Genomic DNA, 19507 nt, shown 5'->3' with positions numbered 1-19507 from the left:
CGGGCATCTCAGACCTCCGTTCCGGGGTGGTCGAGTTCGTCGTCGAGCGCGGCGAACAGTTCCTCGTCGCTGGCCGCCGCCAGGTCTCCCGTGGCCTCCCCGGGGAGGTCGGCCGGGCCGTCGTCCAGGCGCCAGAGCAGCTCGCGCAGCCGCCGGCCGACCTCTCCCCGGACGCCCTCCGCGGCGCCGAGTGCGGGCAACAGGGCTTCCAGACGGTCGAGTTCGCGCAGCAGCGGGTCCGGTGCGGCCGCGTCCCCCGCGGCCAGTTCCCGGTGGAGGTGGGCGGCCAAGGCCGACGGGGTCGGGTGGTCGAAGACCGTGGTCGGGGGCAGCCGCAGACCCGTGGCGGTGCCGAGGCGGTTGCGCAGTTCGACGGCCGTGAGCGAGTCGAAGCCGATCTCCTTGAACGCCTGGTCGGCGGCGACGGTGTCGGCCGTGCCGTGGCCGAGGACGGCGGCGGCCTGGGCCCGTACCAGCTGGAGCAGGGCGTCCGCCCTGCCGGCCTGGTCGAGACCGGCCAGGCGTTCCAGCAGCGGAGCCGGGCCCGCGCCGGCGGGTGCGCCGGCCGCGCTGCGCCGGGCGGGGGCGCCCGGCCGGGCCCGCAGCAGGGAGCGCAGCAGCGGGGGCACCGCGCCGGCCGCCTGACCGGCCCGCAGGTCGAAGCGGGTGGTGACGACGGCCGCCCGGCCGCCGGCGCGGGCCGCGTCCAGCAGGGCGAGGCCCTCCCGGTCGGTCAGCGGCACCAGGCCGCCACGGGCCAGCCGGGCCCGGTCACCGTCGTTGAGCCGCCCGGTCAGGGCGCTGGCCCGCTGCCACAGGCCCCAGGCGAGGGAGGTCGCGGGCAGGCCCTCGGCCGCGCGGCGCTGAGCGAGGGCGTCCAGGTAGGCGTTGGCCGCGGCGTAGTTGGCCTGCCCGCCGCCGCCGAGCACGCCGGAGACGGAGGAGAACAGCACCAGGTCGGCGAGGTCCGCGTGCCGGGTCAGCTCGTGCAGGTGACGGGCGGCCAGGGCCTTGGGGGCGAGCACCGCTTCCAGGGCGGCCGCGTCCAGGGTCTCCAGGACGCCGTCGGCGAGGGCCCCCGCGGCGTGCACCACCAGCGTCAGCGGGTGCTCGGCGGGGACGGCCCCGAGCAGCGCGGCCAGAGCGGCCCGGTCGGCGACGTCCACCGCCGCGAGGGTCACCTCGGCGCCCAGCCCGGCGAGTTCGGCGGCCAGCTCGGCGGCTCCCTCGGCCGTGGGGCCGCGCCGGCCGGCCAGCAGCAGGTGCCGGACGCCGTGCTCGGCCACCAGGTGGCGGGCGGTCAGCGCACCCAGGGTGCCGATGCCTCCGGTGACCAGGACGGTGCCCGCCGGGTCGATCGGCGCGGGGACGGTCACCACGACCTTGCCGGTGTGCCGGGCCTGGCCGAGGTGGCGCAGCGCCTCCCCGGCCCGCGCGACGGGCCAGGCGGTGATCGGCGGCAGGGTGAGCACCCCGCGCTCGAACAGCTCCAGCAACTCGGCCAGCAGCTCGCCGATCCGCTGCGGGCCGGCCTCCAGCAGGTCGAAGGAGCGGTAGCGCACGCCCGGGTGCAGGGCAGCGACCTGCTCGGGGTCGCGCAGGTCGGCCTTGCCCATCTCGACGAACCGGCCGCCGCGCGGCAGCAAACGCAGCGAGGCGTCGACGAAGTCCCCGGTGAAGGAGTTCAGCACGACGTCCACCCCGCCGCCGCCGGTGGCGGCCAGGAACCGCCCCTCGAAGTCGAGAGTGCGGGAAGAGGCGGTGCGGGCCGGGTCGACGCCGAGCGCGGCCAGGGTGTCCCACTTGCCGGGCCCGGCCGTGCCGTACACCTCGGCGCCCAGGTGGGTGGCGAGCTGGACGGCGGCGATGCCGACCCCACCGGCGGCCGAGTGCACCAGCAGGCGTTCGCCCGCGCGCAGGCCCGCCAGGTCGACCAGAGCGTAGTGGGCCGTCAGGTAGGCGGCGGGGACGGCGGCGGCCTGGGCGAAGCTCCAGCCGGCCGGGATGCGGGCCAGCAGCCGGTGGTCGGTGACGGCCACCGGGCCGATGCCCCCGGCGATCAGGCCCGTGACCCGGTCGCCGGGCGCCAGGCCGCTCACGGCCGCGCCGACCTCGGTGACCACCCCGGCGGCCTCGGTGCCGAGCAGGGCGGCGTCGGGGTAGACGCCGAGGGTGATCAGCACGTCCCGGAAGTTCAGCCCGGCGGCCCTCACGGCGATTCGCACCTCGCCGGGGGCGAGCGGGCGATCGGCGTCGGGGGCGGGCAGCAGGGCCAGCGCGTCCAGGGTGCCGCCGGTGGGGCTGAGCCGCCAGGGCCCGTCCCCGGGGGCGGTGAGCTCGGGCCGGGCGGGCAGGGGCACGACGGCCGGGGCGAGCACCGCGCCCCGGCGCAGGGCGAGTTGGGGCTCCTCCACGGCGAGGGCGGTGGCCAGGGCCGCGCGCGAGTCGGGGCGGCCGTCGGTGTCCAGCAGGCGGAAGCGGCCGGGGTGCTCGGTCTGGGCGCTGCGCATCAGGCCCCACAGGGCAGCGGCCACGGGCGCGACCGGACGGTCGGTGGGGCCGGTGTGCTGGGCGTCGCGGGTCAGCACGGCGAGCCGGGTGGCGGCCAGGTGCTCCTGGGCCAGCCAGCGCTGGACGAAACCGAGCAGGGCGGCGGTGGCGGCGACGAGGTCCGGGTGGTCGGGGAGGGTGAGGGGCAGGACGACGGTGGCGGGCGGGTCGATGGTGAACATGGCGGCGGGGTCCGGCAGTTCGGCGTCGAGGGGGTGCTCGGGCAGTTCGGCCCAAACGGTGGGGGCGGCCTGCGCCGGGGGGACGGGAGTCCAGTCGAGGTGGTACAGGCCCTCGGCGGGCCCGGCCGGGCGGGCGGCGGCGAGGGCGCCGGGGGCGAGCGGGCGCAGGGCGATCCGCTCGGCGGAGACCACCGGGCCGCCGAGCGGGTCGGTGGCGCTCAGTGCGACCGAGTCCGCGCCGTGGCGGGTCAGCCGGACGCGCAGGCTGGTGGCGGCTGTGGCGGCGAGGGTGACGCCGGTCCAGGCGAAGGGGAGAGCCGTCGGCTGCTCGGTAGCGGCGGTCGCGGTGACGGCGGTGCCGACCTCGGTGGCGGCGAGGGGGTGGAGGGCGGCGTCGAGGAGGGCCGGGTGGATGCCGTAGCGGGCGGCGTCCGGGCCGGCGGACTCGGGGAGTTCGACGGTCGCGTAGACGGTGTCGCCGTCGCGCCAGAGGGCCTGGACGCCCTGGAAGACCGGGCCGTAGTCGTAGCCCCGGTCGGCGAGGCCGGGGTAGAGGGCCGCCGGATCCACGGGAACGGCCCCGGGCGGCGGCCAGGCCGTGGCCCGTTCCTCCGGGACCACCTCGGGGCCGGCCGGAAGGAGCAGGGCGGTGGCGTGCCTGGTCCACGGCTCCTGCGCTCCGGCGCCGGCCGGGCGGGAGTGGACGGCCAGAGCGCGGACGCCCCCGGCGTCGGGCGATTGAAGGGTGGTCTGCAGGTGGACGGGCTGGCCGTCCAGCAACAGCGGCGCTTCCAGGGTCAGTTCGGCCAGCGCGGGGACGGCGGCGCGGTGACCGGCGTGCAGCGCGAGCTCGACCAGGGCGGTGGCGGGCAGCAGGGGGACGCCGGTGACGGCGTGGTCGAGCAGCCAGGGTTGCGTGCCGGTCGACAGGCGGCTGGTGTAGAGCGTGGTGCCGTCAGGCAGGTCGGTGGTCGCACCCAGCAGCGGGTGCTCGGCGCTGTGCAGGCCGAGGTGGGCGGGGTCGCTGATGTCGGGAGCGGGGTCGAGCCAGTAGTGGTGGTGCTGGAAGGGGTAGGTGGGCAGTCCTGGTGGGGTGGTGGGGGTGGCGGCGGGCCAGGTGAGGCGGTGGCCGTGGAGTTCGACGGCGGCGAGGGCCTGGAGGAGGGGCTGGTCGTCCTCGCGGTGGCGGCGCAGGGTGCCGGTGACGAGCGTGTCCGGGTGCTCGGCCAGGGTGTCCTGGAGAGCGAGGGTCAGGACGGGGTGGGCGCTCGCCTCGACGAAGGTGGTGAAGCCGTCCTCGGCGAGGGTGCGGACGGTGTCCTCGAAGCGGACGCGGCTGCGCAGGTTGCGGAACCAGTACTCGGCGTCCAGGGCGGTGGTGTCCAGCACACCGCCGGTGACGGTGGAGTAGAACGGGACGTCGGAGGCCTGCGGGCGGATGTGGGCGAGCACGTCCAGGAGTTGGGTGCGCAGGGGTTCGACCTTGGCCGAATGGGAGGCGTAGTCCACGGGGACGCGGCGGACGCGGACGTCCTGCTGCTCGCCCCAGGCGACCAGTTCGGTGATGGCCGTGGCCGATCCCGAAACCACGGTCGAGGAGGGGCCGTTGACGGCGGCGACCTCCAAGTCCCCCTCCCAGCGGGCGATGAGCCGCTCCGCCTCGGCGACGGGCAGGGAAACGGAGGCCATTCCGCCGTCGCCCGCGATCAGGCGGATCGCCTTGCTGCGCAGGGCGACCACCGCCGCCGCGTCGTCCAGGCTCAACGCCCCGGACACCGCCGCCGCCGCGATCTCCCCCTGGGAGTGACCCACCACCGCGTCCACCGGCAGCCCGTACGAACGCCACAGCCCCGCCAGCGACCCCATCACCGCCCACAGCACCGGCTGCACCACGTCCACCCGCTCCAGCAGAGCGGGATCGTTCAGCGCCTCCTCCACGTGCCAGTCCACGTAGGGTTCCAGAGCCCGGCCCGCCTCCGCCAGGAGAGAGGCGAACACCGGAGAGGACGCCGCCAGCGCCACCCCCATGCCCACCCACTGCGAGCCCTGCCCCGGGAACACCAGCACCACCCGGCCCGGCGAACCCGCCGCCCGACCCGACACCACCACCGGGTGGGGCTTCTGCTCCGCCAACGCCCTTAGCCCGGAGAGCAGTTCGGGCCGGTCCTGGAAGGCCACGGCGGCGCCGTACCCGTGCCGGGCGCCACGTGTCAGCGTCCACGCCGCCACCTCCGACAGCACCGTCCTCGCACCCGGACCCTCCTCCAGCCAGTGCGCGAGCCGTCCCGCCGCAGCGCCCAGCGCCGCCTCGGAGCGCGCCGAGAGGAGCACGGGGAGCGCCGCCGGGGCCGACGCCGGCTCCTCCGCCCCAACCGCGGGTGCCTCCTCCAGGATCACGTGCGCGTTGGTACCGCTGATCCCGAAGGCGGAGACGCCCGCGCGGCGCGGCCGCTCCCCCGGCGCCCACGCGACGGGCTCGCGCAGCAGTTCCACCCCGCCGGAGGTCCAGTCCACCTCACCGGTCGGCTCGTCGGCGTGCAGGGTGGCCGGGAGCACGCCGTGCCGCAGCGCCTGCACCATCTTGATGACCCCCGCCACCCCGGCGGCCGCCTGGGCGTGCCCGATGTTGGACTTCACCGACCCCAGCCACAACGGCCTTCCCGCAGGGCGCCCTTGGCCGTACGTGGCCAGCAGCGCCTGCGCCTCGATCGGGTCGCCCAGCCGGGTACCCGTGCCGTGCGCCTCGACCGCGTCCACGTCCGCCGCGCCCAGCCCGGCCGCCGCGAGCGCCGCCCGGATGACCCGCTCCTGCGAGGGCCCGTGCGGGGCGGAGAGCTGGCTGCTGGTGCCGTCCTGGTTGACGGCGGAGCCGCGCACCACCGCGAGCACCGGGTGGCCGTTCGCCAGGGCGTCCGAGAGGCGTTCCAGGAGCAGCAGGGCCGCCCCCTCGCCCCAGCCGGTGCCGTCCGCGCCCGCCGAGAACGCCTTGCAGCGGCCGTCCGGCGACAGCCCGCGCTGACGGCTGAACTCGACGAAGGTGTTGGGGGTGGCCATCACCGTGGCCCCGCCCGCGAGGGCGAGGGTGCACTCGCCGGAGCGCAGGGCCTGGCCGGCCAGGTGCAGGGCGACCAGGGAGGAGGAGCAGGCGGTGTCCACCGTCACCGCCGGGCCCTCGAAGCCGTACGTGTACGCGATCCGGCCGGAGGCGACGCTGGGTGCGCTGCCGATGCCGATCTGGCCTTCGACGGCGGCCGGCAGCGGGTTGAGCCGGGAGCCGTAGTCGTTGTACATGATCCCCGTGAAGACGCCGACCGGGGTGGAGCGCAGGGCGGCCGGGTCGAGGCCGGCGCTCTCCAGCGCCTCCCAGGCGGTCTCCAGCAGCAGCCGCTGCTGCGGGTCTATCGTGCTGCTCTCACGGGGGCTGATGCCGAAGAAGTCCCCGTCGAATCCGGCAGCGCCGGCCAGGAAGCCGCCGTGGCGGGTGTAGGAGGTGCCGGTCCGCTCCGGGTCCGGGTCGTACAGGGCGTCCAGGTCCCAGCCCCGGTCAACGGGGAACTCCGAGATCGCGTCCCGGCCCTCGGCGACCAGCCGCCACAGGTCCTCCGGAGAGGTCACCCCGCCCGGGTAGCGGCAGGCCATCCCGATGATCGCGAGCGGCTCCGTGTACCTGGCCTCGGCCTCCTCCAGTCGCAGGCGGGTGTCCTGGAGGCTGGCGCTGACCCGCTTGAGGTAGTCGCGGAGCTTCTCGTCGTTCGACATGGCGTGCTCTGCCCTTCGGTGTTGGTTCGGCGGGGGTGGGGTCAGACCCGTTCCAGGGCGAACCCGGACTTGATCCACTTGCTGGACTCGACCGCGATCGCCGCGGCGCGGTCACCCGGGGCGAGCTCGGGCAGGACCTGTTCGAGCTGGAAGAAGACCAGCGCGTTGCCGGTGTTGGCGGTCTCGCCGACGCAGCTGATCTCCTCGGCCCCGCTCAGGCCGAGCCGCTCGACGATCCGGGCGGTCATCCGGGTGGAGAGCTGGGGCGGCAGCAGGTGCGTCACCTCGCCCTCCCGCCAGCCTGCTTCGGCGAGCAGGCGGTGCAGGATCTGCTCGGCGAACAACGGGACGGTCTCCTCGATCGCCTTGTAGTCCTCCTGGGCCGAGGAGCGCCCGCTGTGCCGGTCGACCGGCCCGAACCACTCCAGCACCTGACCCGGAGCCCTTCCCCGGCCGGCGAGCTGGACGAAGGAGGCGCGCACGGCGGTCGGGCCGGCCGCCGGGTCGGCGCTCAGCACGGCGGCCCCGGCAGCGTCGCCGAACAGCACGTAGTTGACGAGTTCGGCAGGCGGGACGGTGCGCAGGTCAGCGGTCAGGTCGTAGTGCTTGGCGATGACGTCGCCGCCGAGCACCAGGGCGGTGCGGTGGCGGCCTGTGGAGAGCAGCTGCCGGGCGACGTCGATGGCCTGGACGGCGCCGGAGCAGCCGGACTGGAGCTGGTAGGTGGTCACGTCGTCGATGCCGAGGCGGTCTGCGATCACATTGACGGTGGCCGGCATCAGGGTGTCGGGGGTGGCGGTGCCGAGCACCACGAGGTCGACCGCGGCGGGGTCGGTGCCGGCCGCGGCGAGCGCGCGCTCGCCGGCGGTGGTGCCGAGGTCGGCCAGGGTGTCTCGCTGCTCGCCGCTTTCGAGGTCGAGGGCGAGGTGGCGGGTGCGGGTGCCGATGAAGGCGTCCACCCACTGCTCCCAGAGCGCGTCCATGCCGAAGCGGCGGCCCAGGGCGGCGTTGTCGATCGGCGGGCCCGGCAACGCGGTGCCGGCCGCCAGGAGGCGGATCTCTGCGGGGTCCATCTGCGGTGTGCTCCCAGGCGCGTCAAGGGTGTTCGGCTGTCGGATCGTCCAGCAGGAGAAGGCGTTCACCGGCCGGCGGGTGCTCAGCGGCGGTAGAGGACGATCGCCGAGGCGTAGGCCTTGTGCGTCTCCACCGGGCGGAACTGGCGGAACCCGATCGCCCCGCGCAGTGGGCCGGCCACCGCGACGGCCTTGATGGTCTGCTGTTCGCCGAGGGTCAGCCGGGCGTCGTCGACGACGCCGCCGGTGCGCAGGACGTTGCCGTCGACCAGCCGGATCTCCTCCGAGAAGTAGCCGAGGAAGCTGCCGTCCGGGCTCTTGCGCAGCATCCGCCCGTACCCGTTGGTCGTCCCGACCAGCGCGCCCTGCTGGTCGCGCAGTTCGTAGCGGACGTGGGCGACGTCCTCCAGCGTCGGAGTGGCACCGCTGAAGTCGGAGTTGGAGGAGTCGTAGCTGATCAGGGTCTCGGCGAGGTCGGTCAGGTACAGCAGGTTGGCGGGATCGCCGACGGGCGGGTTCGGGCCGGTCGGGCCGAGCGGCGGCACCGCCAGTTTGGCCAGGAGCCAGCCGCGCAGGACGTCCGCGGCGGGGGCCAGCGGGCCGGGGAGGGTGATCGATGCCATGCTGCGACTCCGTTCGGCGGGGGGACGGGGCGACGCCGGTCCACGGCGTTCCGATCACGCTAGGCAACGGCGCTAAACCGGCCCGGCACGTCCGCTGAACCCCTCCCGCCGCCCGGCGAATTCGCCGCTGAATCCGCGACAAACGACCGTTGAATTCCCGCGCTTTCCCGCCGGAACTCCCGTGGCCCGCGGCCGGGCCGCCGAACTAGCATGCGCCGCAGCAACTGGAATTCCCCCGGGAAATCATTCCGGGCCATCCGACCGGGAGGCCGCGTTGTCCGCCAGTTCCTCCGAAGCACCCTCGTTCCCGGTGCGCCGCACCTGCCCCTACCAGCCGCCGGACGTCTACCGGGAGATCGGTGCACGGGGCCCGATCAACCAGGTCACCCTGTGGGACGAGCGCCGGGTGTGGCTGATCACCGGCTACGAGGAGGCCCGCCGGCTGCTCGCCGACGAGCGGCTGTCCTCCGACCGCAGCTACGACGCCTACCCCACCATGGCCCCGCACCTGGGCGCGCCCGCCGCCCGCAAGCTCGTACTGGTGGGCGAGGATCCGCCGGTCCACCGTCACCACCGGCGGCTGCTCAACCCTGAGTTCAGCCTCAAGCACGCCCGGGCGCTGCGCCCCGACATCGAGCGGATCGTGGGCTCCCTGATCGACCGGATCGAGGAACTCGGCGCTCCCGCCGACCTGGTGGAGCACTTCGCGGCGCCGATCCCTTCCCTCGTCATGTCGGCGCTGCTGGGCATCCCGTACGAGGACCACGCCTTCTTCCAGTCCGCCACCGCCGGCGTCATGCAGGGCCGGGACCCGGCGCACACCGAGGCGTCCGCCGCCGAGCTGGTGCGCTACCTGGACCGTCTGGTGACGGCCCAGGAACGCAAGCCCGACGAGAACCTGGTGGGCCGGCTCGTCGCCCACGTGGAAGCGGGCAAGCTGACCCACGACGAGGTGGTGCAGCTGGCCATGGTGCTGCTGATCGCCGGTCTGGAGACCACCTCCTCGATGATCCCGATCAGCGTGCTGGCCCTGCTGGAGCACCCGGAGCAACTGGCAGCGCTGCGCGACGGCACCGTCCCGGCCGCCACCGCGATCGAGGAACTGCTGCGGATCACGGCGGTGACGGACTTCGCGGGAGTGCGCTGGATCACCGCCGACATCGAGATCGACGGCCGGGTGCTGAAGGCCGGGGACGGTCTGGTGGTCTCCTCGACCATGGCCAACCGGGACGAGCGGGTGCACGCCGCGCCGTACGAGGTCGATCTGGCCCGCGCGAGCCGCCAGCACCTGACCTTCGGTTACGGCATCCACCAGTGCCTGGGGCAGAACCTGGCCCGGCTGCAGCTGGAGATCGCCTTCGAGACGCTGGTGCGGCGCCTGCCCGGGCTGCGGCTGGCGGTGCCGGCCGAGGAGTTGGTGATGCGCCGGACCGGCACCATGCAGAGCGTCGAGCGCCTGCCGGTGGCCTGGTGAGCGGGGCCGGGGTGCGGATCTCCACCAACCGGGACCGCTGCATCGGCGCGGGCCTGTGCGTGCTGACCGCGCCGGACGTCTTCGAGCACGACGACGACGGGCTGGTGACCCTGCTGGAGCCGGAGCCGCCGGCCGGGCGGGAGCAGGACGTCCGGCTCGCCCACCAGCTCTGCCCGGCCCGGGCCCTGACCGTGGAGCCCGCCGGGCGTGATCCGAAGGGCACGACCTAAAGGCCCCGGGAACCCTCCCGGCCCCGGTCGTCGGGGCGAAGCCGCAGGTCACCGATGCCCGGCCGGCGCGGTGACGCCCCGTCGAAGGCCGTCGGCCCGCATTTCGGGCCGGCGGCCTTAACGCCGTCTAAGGAACGATGGCCGACGACCCTCACTTGTTTATACGCTCTTTCAGCACGCCGGTGTTCCGGACGCCGGCCTTTCCCGCACGGCGGGCACGCGGACCGCGGTGATCGTTCACCGCTCCGCCCGTACGGCCCTGGCGAGTTTCCCGCGGCCCCGGGGACACGCGAATTCACGCCCACCCCTCTGCCCGCCCACCTCCGCTTCTTCTCCCCTGCTATCGCTAAGGAATGAAATGACGCAATCGGCCGAGAATCGGCTGGACGGTCCGCTGGTCAAGCTGATCGTCGTCATGGCGCTCGCGTCGGTCACCGCGACGCTCAATGCGACCATCGTCGGCGTCGGGCTGAGCCCGCTCGCCGACACCTTCGACACGACGCTCACCACGGCCGAGTGGGTCATCACCGGCTACCTGCTCGCGGTGGCCGCGACCATCCCCGTGACGGGCTGGGCGGTCGACCACTTCGGCGGCAAGAAGGTCTGGATCTTCGGGCTGGTGCTCTACACCCTGACCGCCGTCGCCTCGGCCCTGTCCTGGAACATCGCCTCGCTGGTGATCTTCCGCATTCTCCAGGGCGTGGCGGCCGGCATCATCGAGCCGGTCATGATGACGCTCACCGCCCGCGCGGCCGGCCCCGCCCGGCTGGGCCGGGTGATGGGCCTGCTGGCGCTGCCGATGACGCTCGGCCCGGTGATCGGCCCGATCCTCGGCGGCGTCATCGCGGACAACCTGCACTGGAGCTGGCTGTTCCTGGTGAACGTGCCGATCGTGCTGGCGGCGCTGGTGTTCTCCTTCAAGGTCGTCCCCGCCGACGCGCCGGCCGAGGGCGAACGCGCGACTTTCGACGTGCTCGGCACGGTGCTGCTGAGCCCCGGCTTCGCCGTCCTGGTGTACGGGCTGTCGCAGACCGCCCACGAGGGTTTCGGCTCCACGACGGTGGTCGTCTCGCTGGCCGTCGGGGCGGCGCTGGTGGCCGCGTTCGTGGTGCACGCGCTCACCACCCGCCGCACCCCGCTGATCGACGTGCGCCTGCTGGCCAACAAGGGCTTCACGGCCGCGGTGGTCGCGATGGCGCTCACCGGCGCGGCGGTGTTCTCGCTGTACGTGCTGCTGCCGCTCTACCAGCAGCAGGTGCACGGGCAGAGCCTGATGGCCAGTGGGCTGCTGCTGGCGCCCTTCGGCGTCGGCACCTTCCTCGGGATGCCGCTGGCCGGGCGGCTGAGCGACCGGATCGGCGCCAACCTGCTGGTGCCGGTCGGCGCCACGCTGGTGGTGCTCGGCACCCTGGGCAACGCGCTGTCCTCGGCGGGCACCAGCCAGGTGCTGCTCGGCCTCTACGCCCTGGTCTCGGGCCTCGGGCTCGGCTGCGTCGGTGCGCCGACGCTGGCCTCGCTCTACCGGACCGTCCCGCTGGAGAAGACCTCGGGGGCGACGAGCACGATGCTCTCGCTCAACCAGGTCGGCGGCTCCTTCGGCGTGGCCCTGGTGGCGCTGCTGGTCCAGCGGGGGGTCGCCCACGGCGACTCCGTCCGGGACGCGTTCTCCACCACCTTCTGGTGGGAGCTCGCGATGACGGCCGTCATCGTCCTGGTGGGCCTGCTCCTGCCGGGCCGGCCGAAGGCGTTCGAGGCCGGGCCGGTGGTGGAGGAGGTCACCGGCGAGCCGGTGACCTCCTGACCGCTAGGCCCTGCTCGGCCCTGCGCGGCGGCCTGGACGTCAGCCGTGCGTCAGCCGGCGATGCGCCGGCGGGAACCCGCTCCGGCCGCTCCCCGCGAGCGGCCGGGCGGCTCCACCGGCGCATTGCCGGAGCCTCCACGAGGCGATGGACCAGCCAGGACACCCCGATCGTCACGGCCAGCAGCAGCACCCCCAGGGCGGCGACCTCGGGCACCGACCAGACCCTGGTCTCCCCGAGCGCCAGCCGGACGTAGTGCAGCACCAGGTGGTGCGTCATGTAGAAGGCGAAGGAGGTCTCGCCCAGCCACACCGCCGCCGGTCCGCGGAAGGGCGAAGGGGCGCCGGTCATGTCGGCCCGCGCCGCGGCGGCGACGAACAGGGCCAGCGGCAGGGCGAGCGCGGCGGAGAGCCCGTACACCGTGGGCACCAGCGCCAGCTGGGCCGCCGCACCGGCCGCGACCAGTGCCGCCGCACCGGGCAGGCCGGGCCCGGCCCAGCGGCCGGACAGCACGATCCGGGCCAGCAGGATGCCGAGCACGAAGTCCAGCGCGCGCACCGCGGGCAGCGCCATCAGGAACCAGTTCTGCGTCAGCGTCATCTCCAGTCCCGGCAGCCGGGGGTCGGAGGGGAACGCGTGGTCGGCGAGGAACGGGAGCAGCGCGATCGTCACCGCTACGCCCCAGGCCCAGGCCCAGAGCCGCTCCGGCCGGATTCGCCCGGTCAGCGCCCGCAGCCAGGGGAACGCCAGGTAGAACGCCAGCTCGACGCTGAGCGACCAGCTGGGCAGGTTGACCGCCCGCATCACGTCCAAGTCCGGGAACCAGGCGTTCAGCAGGAAGAAGCTGGGCAACAGCCGTGCGGTGGTGAGCAGTTCGCCGGCGGCCAGGGCCAGCAGGAGCGCCGCGAGCCAGGTCGTCAGGTGGGTAGGGAAGACCTTCACCAGCCGGCGGCGCCAGAAGTGCGTACGGCTGTCGCCGGGCCGGGCCGACCACGTCAGGACGAAGCCACTGAGGATGAAGAAGAACTCCACCCCGAGCCAGCCCAGACCGAAGGCGTAGCGGAAGACCGCCGCCGCCGGGCCGGGGGCGAGGTAGCCCTCGACCGAGAGGTGGGTGAAGTAGACGAGCAGGGCGGCGGCGAAGCGCAGCCCTGTGAGGGACGGCAGGCACGGGAACGCGCCGCTTCTGTCGAGGAGTTCGGTCATCGCGAATCCTTGCGGGAGGGCGGACGGAACGGGGGTGACCGCCGATGCGGTCCCGCCTCGTGCCGTCAGCCTCCATCGGGCGGCTAAACCCCTCCTGCCCCAGGAGCTGAACCTGCTGCCGCCGCCCTCTTGCCATGCCCTCGCCACGCCCTGCGCGGGGGCGCGAACAGCCGTGTGCACCGGACGGGCCCGGGGGTCCGTCCGGTGCGCACGGCAGGCCCGTCAGAGGTCGACGAACTGCCGGCTGAACTCTGTGAGCCGGTCGCCGGCGACCTCATCGGCGGGCACTGCGGCCTCGATGGCGGCCAGCTCCTCGGGGCCGAGGGCGAGCGCCGCGGCAGCGAGGTTCTCCTCCAGGTGGTCGATCCGCCGGGTGCCGGGGATCGGGACCACGTCCTCGCCCCGGTGGTGCACCCAGGCGAGCGCCAACTGACCGACTGAGACGCCGAGTTCGATGGCCAGCGGCTCCAGCCGGTCGACCAGGGCGAGGTTGCGGGGGAAGTTCTCCGGGGTGAAGCGCGGCTGCGCGACCGTCCGGAAGTCCTCCGGCCCGAACACCTCGGCGGCCCGGTAGTGCCCGGTGAGCAGACCGCGGGCGAGCGGCGCGTTGGGCACGATGCCGATGCCCAACTCACGTGCCAGCGGCACGACTTCGCTATCGTCGAGCTCGCGGGAGAACAGGGACCACTCGGTCTGCACCGCGGCCAGCGGGTGCACGGCGTGGGCCCGGCGGATCGTCGCCGGGGCGGCCTCGGAGAGACCGATGTAGCGCACCTTTCCGTCCTCGACCAGCTCGGCCAGCGCGCCGACCGTCTCCTCGATCGGCACCGAGGGATCGACCCGGGCCGGGTAGAAGAGGTCGATGTGGTCCAGGCCGAGGCGCTTGAGCGAGGCGTCGGCGGACTGCTTCACGTAGGCGGCGTCGCCGCGCACCGCCTGCCCGATCCCGTCCCCGGTGCGCACCACGCCGAACTTGGTGGCCACCACCGCCTCGTCGCGCCGGCCGGCCACCGCCCGGCCGACCAGCTCCTCGCTCAGCCCGTGCCCGTAGACATCGGCGGTGTCGATCAGGGTGACCCCCAGGTCGAGCGCCCGCCGGATGGTGGCGACGGCCTGCTCGGGGTCGGTCGGGCCGTAGAACTCGCTCAGGCCCAGGGCACCGAGCCCCTGGGCGCCGACTTCCAGGCCGCCCAGGCGGCGGGTGGGGACATCGTTCACGCGAATCGCTCCGTCATCGCTCGGGGTTCCGGTTCGGCCTCCCCAGCCTGCCGAAGGGGGCTAAACCGGACCCAAACGGCCGCGGAGCCGGAGTCAGGCCCGCGCGGCCGCGGGCGTGCGCCGCGCGGGGCCCTCCCCGCGCACCTCCAGGATGGTGCGCTGGAGGTTGCGCAGCCAGCAGCCCGGTTCCAGGCCCAGCTCCCGGTTGAGCGTGTCGCGGGCGGAGTGGTAGACGCCCAGGGCCTCGGCCTGCCGGCCGGAGCGCCACAGGGCCAGCATCAGCTGGGCGTAGAAGCTCTCCTGCAACGGGTGTTCGCGGATCAGGCAGCGCAGCTGGGAGACCACCTCGCGGTCCCGGGAAAGCATCAGCTTCGACTCCACCAGCAGTTCGCTGCACTCCAGTTGGAGCTCCTGGAGCCAGGCCGCGAAGGTGTTGACCACGGGCCCGGCCTGGAGCCCGGCCAGCACCGGGCCGCGCCAGAGGGCGACGATCTTCTCCAGCAGGTCGCAGGCCTCCTCGTAGCGCCGCTCGCGCATCATCGCCCGGGCGGTCGGCAGCTGCTCCTGGAGGGCCTGGAAGTCGACGGCCTGCGGCGGCGTCCACAGGACGTAACCGGGTGCCCGGGTGATGACCGGATCGGGCTCCCCGAGGCGGGTCAGCAGCTTGCGCAGCTGCGAGACGTACACGTAGACGGCGTCCCGGGCGCGCTGCGGCGGATCGGCGGGCCACAGCTCGCACACCAGGTCGTCCACCGAGACGACCTGGCCCATCCGGGCGAGCAGGACGGCCAGCACCGTCTCGGTCTTGCGGGAGCCGATCGCGACCGGGCCGTCCGCGTCGCTGACCCTGAGCGGGCCGAGTACCTCGTACCTCACCGGTGCTCCTCCTCCGCGGACGGCGGCCTGTCAGGGCGACAACGGCCCTCGGCGGGCAGCTATTCCCGGCCCGCGGAGAGGTTCGACGGGCCCTCAGGCAGGCCGAGGTGCCGATACAGCGGGTCGACGCGCCCAGGGCGGCGGCGAGTTGGAGCGCCTCCGGCCGGGCCCCTCCCTGCGGCGGCGGGCGGTGGGCGTCGTCCAGGGTCAGCAGGTCCAGCAGCCCGCGTTCGGCCTCGGCCGCCAGGGCGGTCCACGCCTCCGGCGGCAGCGGTGCGTCCCGGGCGGGCCCACCGCCCGGGACGCCGTCCAGGGCCACCGCCAGCCGCAGTACCGCTCCCGCCGTCATGACACACCACCGCACTTTCCCCCGCTCCCGGGGACGGACCGCCTCGCACCGCCCGCCCCCGGCGGGGGCGGGACAGGCACGGGACGCTAGCCGAGCCCGGCGGGAGCGGCAATCGGCGCCCAGCACGGGTTCAGGACCGGTTCAGGGCCGGTGCAGCGCTGCGCCGGGTGCCGTGACCGGGCCGGTCACGGCACCCGGCGGTGCTCCTCGACCACCAGCCGGACCAGCGCCGCGCGCGAGCCGATGCCCAGCTTCCGGTAGGTGCGGGCGATGTGGACCTCGACCGTACGGGCGCTCACGCCGAGGCGGTCGGCGATCTCGCGGCTGCGCAGGCCCGTGCCGACGAGTTCGGCGATCTCCCGTTCGCGGCCGGTGAGCAGGTCCAGGCCCGGGTCGCCGGCCTGCGCACCGGCCGCGGACGGATCGGCGGGCGCGGCGACGGCGGCCGCCGCTCGGGCGGGGGGCCGGGCCGCGACGGCGCCGGGGCCGTCCCCGTCGCCCAAGCGGGCGGTCGCCTCGGCGAGCAGGCCGCGCGATCCGGTGCGGGCCGCCACCTCGTCCGCCGCGGCCAGCAGGCGGCGGGTCAAGCGCTCGTCGGCCGGGCCGTGGCGCCCGAGGGCGGCGAGGGCGGCGCGGAGCCAGTGACCGGCCAGGTCCGTGTCCCCGGCGCGCAGCGCCGTCCCGGCCGCCTCGGTGAGCACGGCCGCGTCCCTCGGGTCCAGCCCCGGGGTGGCCCGTTCGATGTGCGGGGCGATCCGTTCGGCGGGGGCGCCCCGTTCGGTGAGGACCTCGATGGCCCGGCGGTGGGCGTCGGCGCGCCAGCAGTCGTCGGTGCCGTCGTAGACCAGCCAGCGCACCAGCGGGTGCCGGAAGCCGCTGTGGGGCCTTCCGGCGAGCGGCCGCAGCAGGTCGAGCCGGCGCAGTTCGTCGAGGGTGCGGCACGCCTCGTCCTCCGTCGTCCCGGCCACCACGGCGACGCCGTGCGAGTCCAGCTCGGTGCCGAGCACGGAGGCGGCGGCGAGGACGAGCCTTTGGAGCGGGGCCAGGACGGCGAGTTCTGTCACCAGGTGGCGCGACAGCCGGTCGGGCAGGGCGGCGTCCGGCGGCAGGCCGCGAAGATCGGCGAGCGAGCCCTCGGGGCGGCCGGAGAGCCGGCCGGGGCAGACCCGGGCGAGGGCCAGCAGGTAGAGCGGGTTCCCGTGGGAGTCCCGGTGCAGGGCTCGCGTCCGGGGGTCGGTGGCGGGCAGGCCGAGCAGTTCGGCGGCGCGGGCGAGGTCGAGCCCGCGGAGTTCGATCCGCCGGGTGGTGCCGAGCTGGCCGCCACGGGCCAGGACGGTGCGCAGCCCCTGCGGGGTCTGGCGGGGCCGGTGGGCGACGACCATCGCGAGCGGGGCGCGGGCCGGCCAGCGGATCAGGTCGTCGATCAGCGCGATGGAGCCGGGGTCGGCCGCGTGGACGTCGTCCAGCACGATCAACAGCCCCCGGCAGGTGTGCTGTTCGAGCAGGGCGCGCAGCCGCTCCGGGGTCGGGCAGCCGCCGGTCGGGGCCTCCGCGGAGTCGGCGATGCGCCGCAGAAGCGCGATCAGTTCGTCGCGCAGGCCGGCCCGGTCCGCGAGGCCGATCCAGCTGCGCAGGATCTGGACGAACAGGCTGCCGGGCAGGCCCTGTTCGGTCGGGTCGGCCAGCGCGCGCAGGACGGTGAAGCCCCGGTCGGCGGCGTCCTCGGCGAGCGCGGTGAGCAGGCGGGACTTGCCGCTGCCCGGGTCTCCGGCGAGGTCCACCACCTGCTGCCGGCCGCTCGTCACCTCGTCGAGCACGGCGCGGAGTCGTTCCAGTTCGGCGCGTCTGACGGTGTCCGTCCGGGCACGGCCACGGGTCACGACGCGGGCTTCTCGGTTCTCCTGGACTGCGATCACGGTTGCTGCCCCTCCCCCTGACGGGCGAAACTGGCGAATCCCCCCAACCGCGGTCGATCGTATCTTCGAAGGGCGATCAACCAGCTTGACGAAACAAGGAATTCACGAATCCCGCGACCTCCCCGAGCTGACGCTTCAGGTCCGGTTTGGTCCCCTCCGTCAGGCTCGGTCCCCCGACCGTCCGACCCGCGACACCCGACGTGTCCGACCTGTCCGACCGGTCCGACAGGAACGACCGACCTGACCCGACCCAGCCCGACCTGACCCGACTCGAGGGACTTGTGATGACCAGTCCGACCGGAGCCGAGCCACGGCTCGCACCGCCGGCGCGCGAGCGGCGGCACACCCTGTACTTCCTGGAGGCGATCCGGGACTTCTCACCGGTCTTCCTGGACACCGAGGTGGACGCCACCCGGCTTCTCGCCGACCGGACCGTGGCCCGCGAGGCCGGGCAGCGCCGCTCGGTGGTGACCTACGTGCTGGTGGCCGCGGGCGCGGTGCTGGCCCGGCACCCGCAGGCCAACTCCGCCTACCGGGGCGGCCCGCGCCCCCGGGTGGCCACGTACCCGACGGTGTCCGGCAAGGTCACCCTCGACCGCACCCTGGGCGGCACCCGGGTGGTGCTGTCAACCGTCGTCCCCCAGCCGCACACCGCGGGCCCGGCCGAGGTGCAGCGCCGGCTGGACCGGGTGCTGGAGGGCGACCCCGCCGAGCTGCCCGAGTTCGCCGGCGTCCGGGCCCTGCACCGGCTGTCCTGGCTGCGCGGCCGGCTGCGCTTCGCCCGCGCCGCCCGGGACCTGCGGCTGCGCCCGCTGATCACCGGCACCTTCGCCGTCACCTCGCTCGGCCACCGGCCGGTCGACGGCTTCCACTCCGTCGGCGGCACGACCGTCACCCTCGGCCTCGGCCGGATCGTCGACCGCCCGGCGGTGCGCGACGGCGCGATCGTCGTGGCGCCGGTGTTCCGGCTCAGCCTTGCCTTCGACCACCGGGTCATCGACGGCGCGGAGGCGGCGGACGTCCTGGCCGAGATCCGCACCGCACTGGAGGAGTGGCCCGAGCCCACGGCCGGTCAGGACACCGCTGCGCCCGCACCCTCGGAGGTGACGGCATGACGGCCGCCGCCGCCCCGGTGAACGACCTCGCCGAGCTCAAGCGCTTCGTGGTGGCGCAGGCCACCTCCCAGGGCATCACCCCCGCCGAGTACGGCGCCGTCCTGGACGGCGTCGTGGACGACGGCGACGGCGGCCCCGGCTCCTGGGTGCGCCGCTGGAGCGAGGCCGGCGAGCGGCTGGAACGCGAGGGCCGGCTGCTGGAGGCCGGCCGCTACTACACGATGGCCCGCTTCCCCTACCCCTCCGGCTCCGCCCGGCGCGAGGCCGAGGCGCGCGCCCGCGAGGTGTTCGCCCGGTGGGCCGCGCCCCTGCCCGGCATCGAGCGGATCGAGGTGCCCACCCCGGCCGGGCCGGTCGCCGCCTGGGCAGGCGGACTCTCGGTGGGCTCCCCCCGGCCGCTGCTGCTGATGTCCGGCGGGATCATCAGCCTCAAGGAGCAGTGGGCGCCTGTCCTGCTCCAGCTGGCCGAGTTCGGCCTCGCCGGAGTGGTCACCGAGATGCCCGGCGTCGGCGAGAACCCGCTGCCGTACGACCTGAGCGCGCCCGCCCTGCTGCCGGCCGTCCTCGACGCCGTCGCCGACCGGGCCGACACCACGCGGACGTACGCGCTGGCGCTCAGCTTCAGCGGCAACCTGGCGCTGCACGCCGCGTTCGCCGATCGGCGCATCCGCGGTGTGGTCGGCGCGGGCCTGCCCGTGCACGACTTCTTCACCGACCGGGTCTGGCGTGCCACCGTCCCCCGGGTCACCGTGGACACCCTCGCCCACCTGGCCCGCACCGACGCCGGGCAGGTCTTCGACGCCCTCGCCCAGCTCGCCCTCGGCCCGGAGCACCTCGCCGCCGTCGACGTCCCCGTCGCCCTGGTCGCCAGCGCCCGGGACGAGATCATCCCGCCCTCCGACACCGACCGGCTGCGACGCTCCCTGCGCAGCCTGCGCCTGCGGGTGCACGACGACGTGCACGGCTCGCCCCGCTTCTTCCCCCAGACGCGGCTGTGGACGCTCCTCACGGTGCTGCGGATGAGCGGCGGGCCGCTGGACCAGCGGCTCGCGCTCGCCGCCCAACTGCGGTCCCTGGACCGGCTTTAGCTGCTCTTGGGCCGTCCGTACGTAGTTCCGCTGATGTGCGGACGGCCCC

At 74.7% G+C, this 19507-nt stretch carries 12 protein-coding genes; 5 read left to right on the top strand and 7 right to left on the bottom strand.

Features of this window, described 5'->3' with window-relative positions; all coding sequences use genetic code 11:
• Positions 1-8: 8 nt before the first annotated feature.
• From ACIRVF_RS28645 to ACIRVF_RS28635, 3 genes are all read right to left on the bottom strand, one after another.
• Entirely contained in the window at positions 9-6491 is a 6483-nt protein-coding gene (locus ACIRVF_RS28645) for an SDR family NAD(P)-dependent oxidoreductase (protein WP_402823816.1), read from the bottom strand.
• Positions 6492-6532: 41 nt separating this feature from the next.
• Entirely contained in the window at positions 6533-7564 is a 1032-nt protein-coding gene (locus tag ACIRVF_RS28640; RefSeq protein WP_402823813.1) for a 3-oxoacyl-ACP synthase III family protein, read from the bottom strand.
• A gap of 83 nt (positions 7565-7647) precedes the next feature.
• Positions 7648-8187: a hypothetical protein gene (locus ACIRVF_RS28635; protein ID WP_402823810.1), complete on the bottom strand. Its 540-nt coding sequence runs from the start codon at positions 8185-8187 to the stop codon at positions 7648-7650.
• A 274-nt stretch (positions 8188-8461) separates the two neighbouring features.
• On the opposite strand from ACIRVF_RS28635, the gene ACIRVF_RS28630 reads away from it, so the two are divergent.
• The 3 genes from ACIRVF_RS28630 to ACIRVF_RS28620 all read left to right on the top strand — a co-directional run bounded on the left by ACIRVF_RS28630 (position 8462) and on the right by ACIRVF_RS28620 (position 11692).
• Positions 8462-9661: a cytochrome P450 gene (locus ACIRVF_RS28630; RefSeq protein ID WP_402823807.1), complete on the top strand. Its 1200-nt coding sequence runs from the start codon at positions 8462-8464 to the stop codon at positions 9659-9661.
• Complete coding sequence (locus tag ACIRVF_RS28625) at positions 9658-9891, top strand: ferredoxin (RefSeq protein ID WP_402823804.1); 234 nt, start codon at positions 9658-9660, stop codon at positions 9889-9891. Before ACIRVF_RS28630 ends, ACIRVF_RS28625 begins: the two co-directional genes overlap by 4 nt.
• A 358-nt stretch (positions 9892-10249) precedes the next feature.
• Entirely contained in the window at positions 10250-11692 is a 1443-nt protein-coding gene (locus ACIRVF_RS28620) for a DHA2 family efflux MFS transporter permease subunit (protein ID WP_402823801.1), read from the top strand.
• Here ACIRVF_RS28620 and ACIRVF_RS28615 read toward each other — a convergent pair.
• The 4 genes from ACIRVF_RS28615 to ACIRVF_RS28600 form a co-directional block, all read right to left on the bottom strand.
• Positions 11667-12896, bottom strand: coding sequence for an acyltransferase family protein (locus ACIRVF_RS28615; RefSeq protein ID WP_402823798.1), 1230 nt, complete (start codon positions 12894-12896; stop codon positions 11667-11669). The genes ACIRVF_RS28620 and ACIRVF_RS28615 overlap by 26 nt on opposite strands.
• A 222-nt stretch (positions 12897-13118) precedes the next feature.
• Positions 13119-14114, bottom strand: coding sequence for an aldo/keto reductase (locus tag ACIRVF_RS28610; RefSeq protein WP_402823795.1), 996 nt, complete (start codon positions 14112-14114; stop codon positions 13119-13121).
• 93 nt (positions 14115-14207) lie between these two features.
• Positions 14208-14990, bottom strand: coding sequence for a BTAD domain-containing putative transcriptional regulator (locus ACIRVF_RS28605; RefSeq protein ID WP_402823792.1), 783 nt, complete (start codon positions 14988-14990; stop codon positions 14208-14210).
• Positions 14991-15524: 534 nt separating this feature from the next.
• Positions 15525-17219 carry an AAA family ATPase gene (locus ACIRVF_RS28600; protein WP_402823789.1) on the bottom strand — a complete coding sequence of 565 codons (1695 nt, stop codon included), beginning with the start codon at positions 17217-17219 and terminating at the stop codon, positions 15525-15527.
• Between the two features lie 320 nt (positions 17220-17539).
• Here ACIRVF_RS28600 and ACIRVF_RS28595 point away from each other — a divergent pair, with 320 nt between their 5' ends.
• Together ACIRVF_RS28595 and ACIRVF_RS28590 are read left to right on the top strand one after the other, a co-directional pair.
• Positions 17540-18370, top strand: coding sequence for a 2-oxo acid dehydrogenase subunit E2 (locus tag ACIRVF_RS28595; protein ID WP_402823786.1), 831 nt, complete (start codon positions 17540-17542; stop codon positions 18368-18370).
• Positions 18367-19458: an alpha/beta hydrolase gene (locus ACIRVF_RS28590; protein ID WP_402823783.1), complete on the top strand. Its 1092-nt coding sequence runs from the start codon at positions 18367-18369 to the stop codon at positions 19456-19458. The genes ACIRVF_RS28595 and ACIRVF_RS28590 overlap by 4 nt, the downstream gene beginning before the upstream one ends.
• Positions 19459-19507: the final 49 nt, after the last annotated feature.

This window comes from Kitasatospora sp. NPDC101157, assembly GCF_044768255.1.
Taxonomy (GTDB): Bacteria; Actinomycetota; Actinomycetes; order Streptomycetales; family Streptomycetaceae; genus Kitasatospora.
This window is presented reverse-complemented; position numbering and strand designations above follow the sequence as displayed.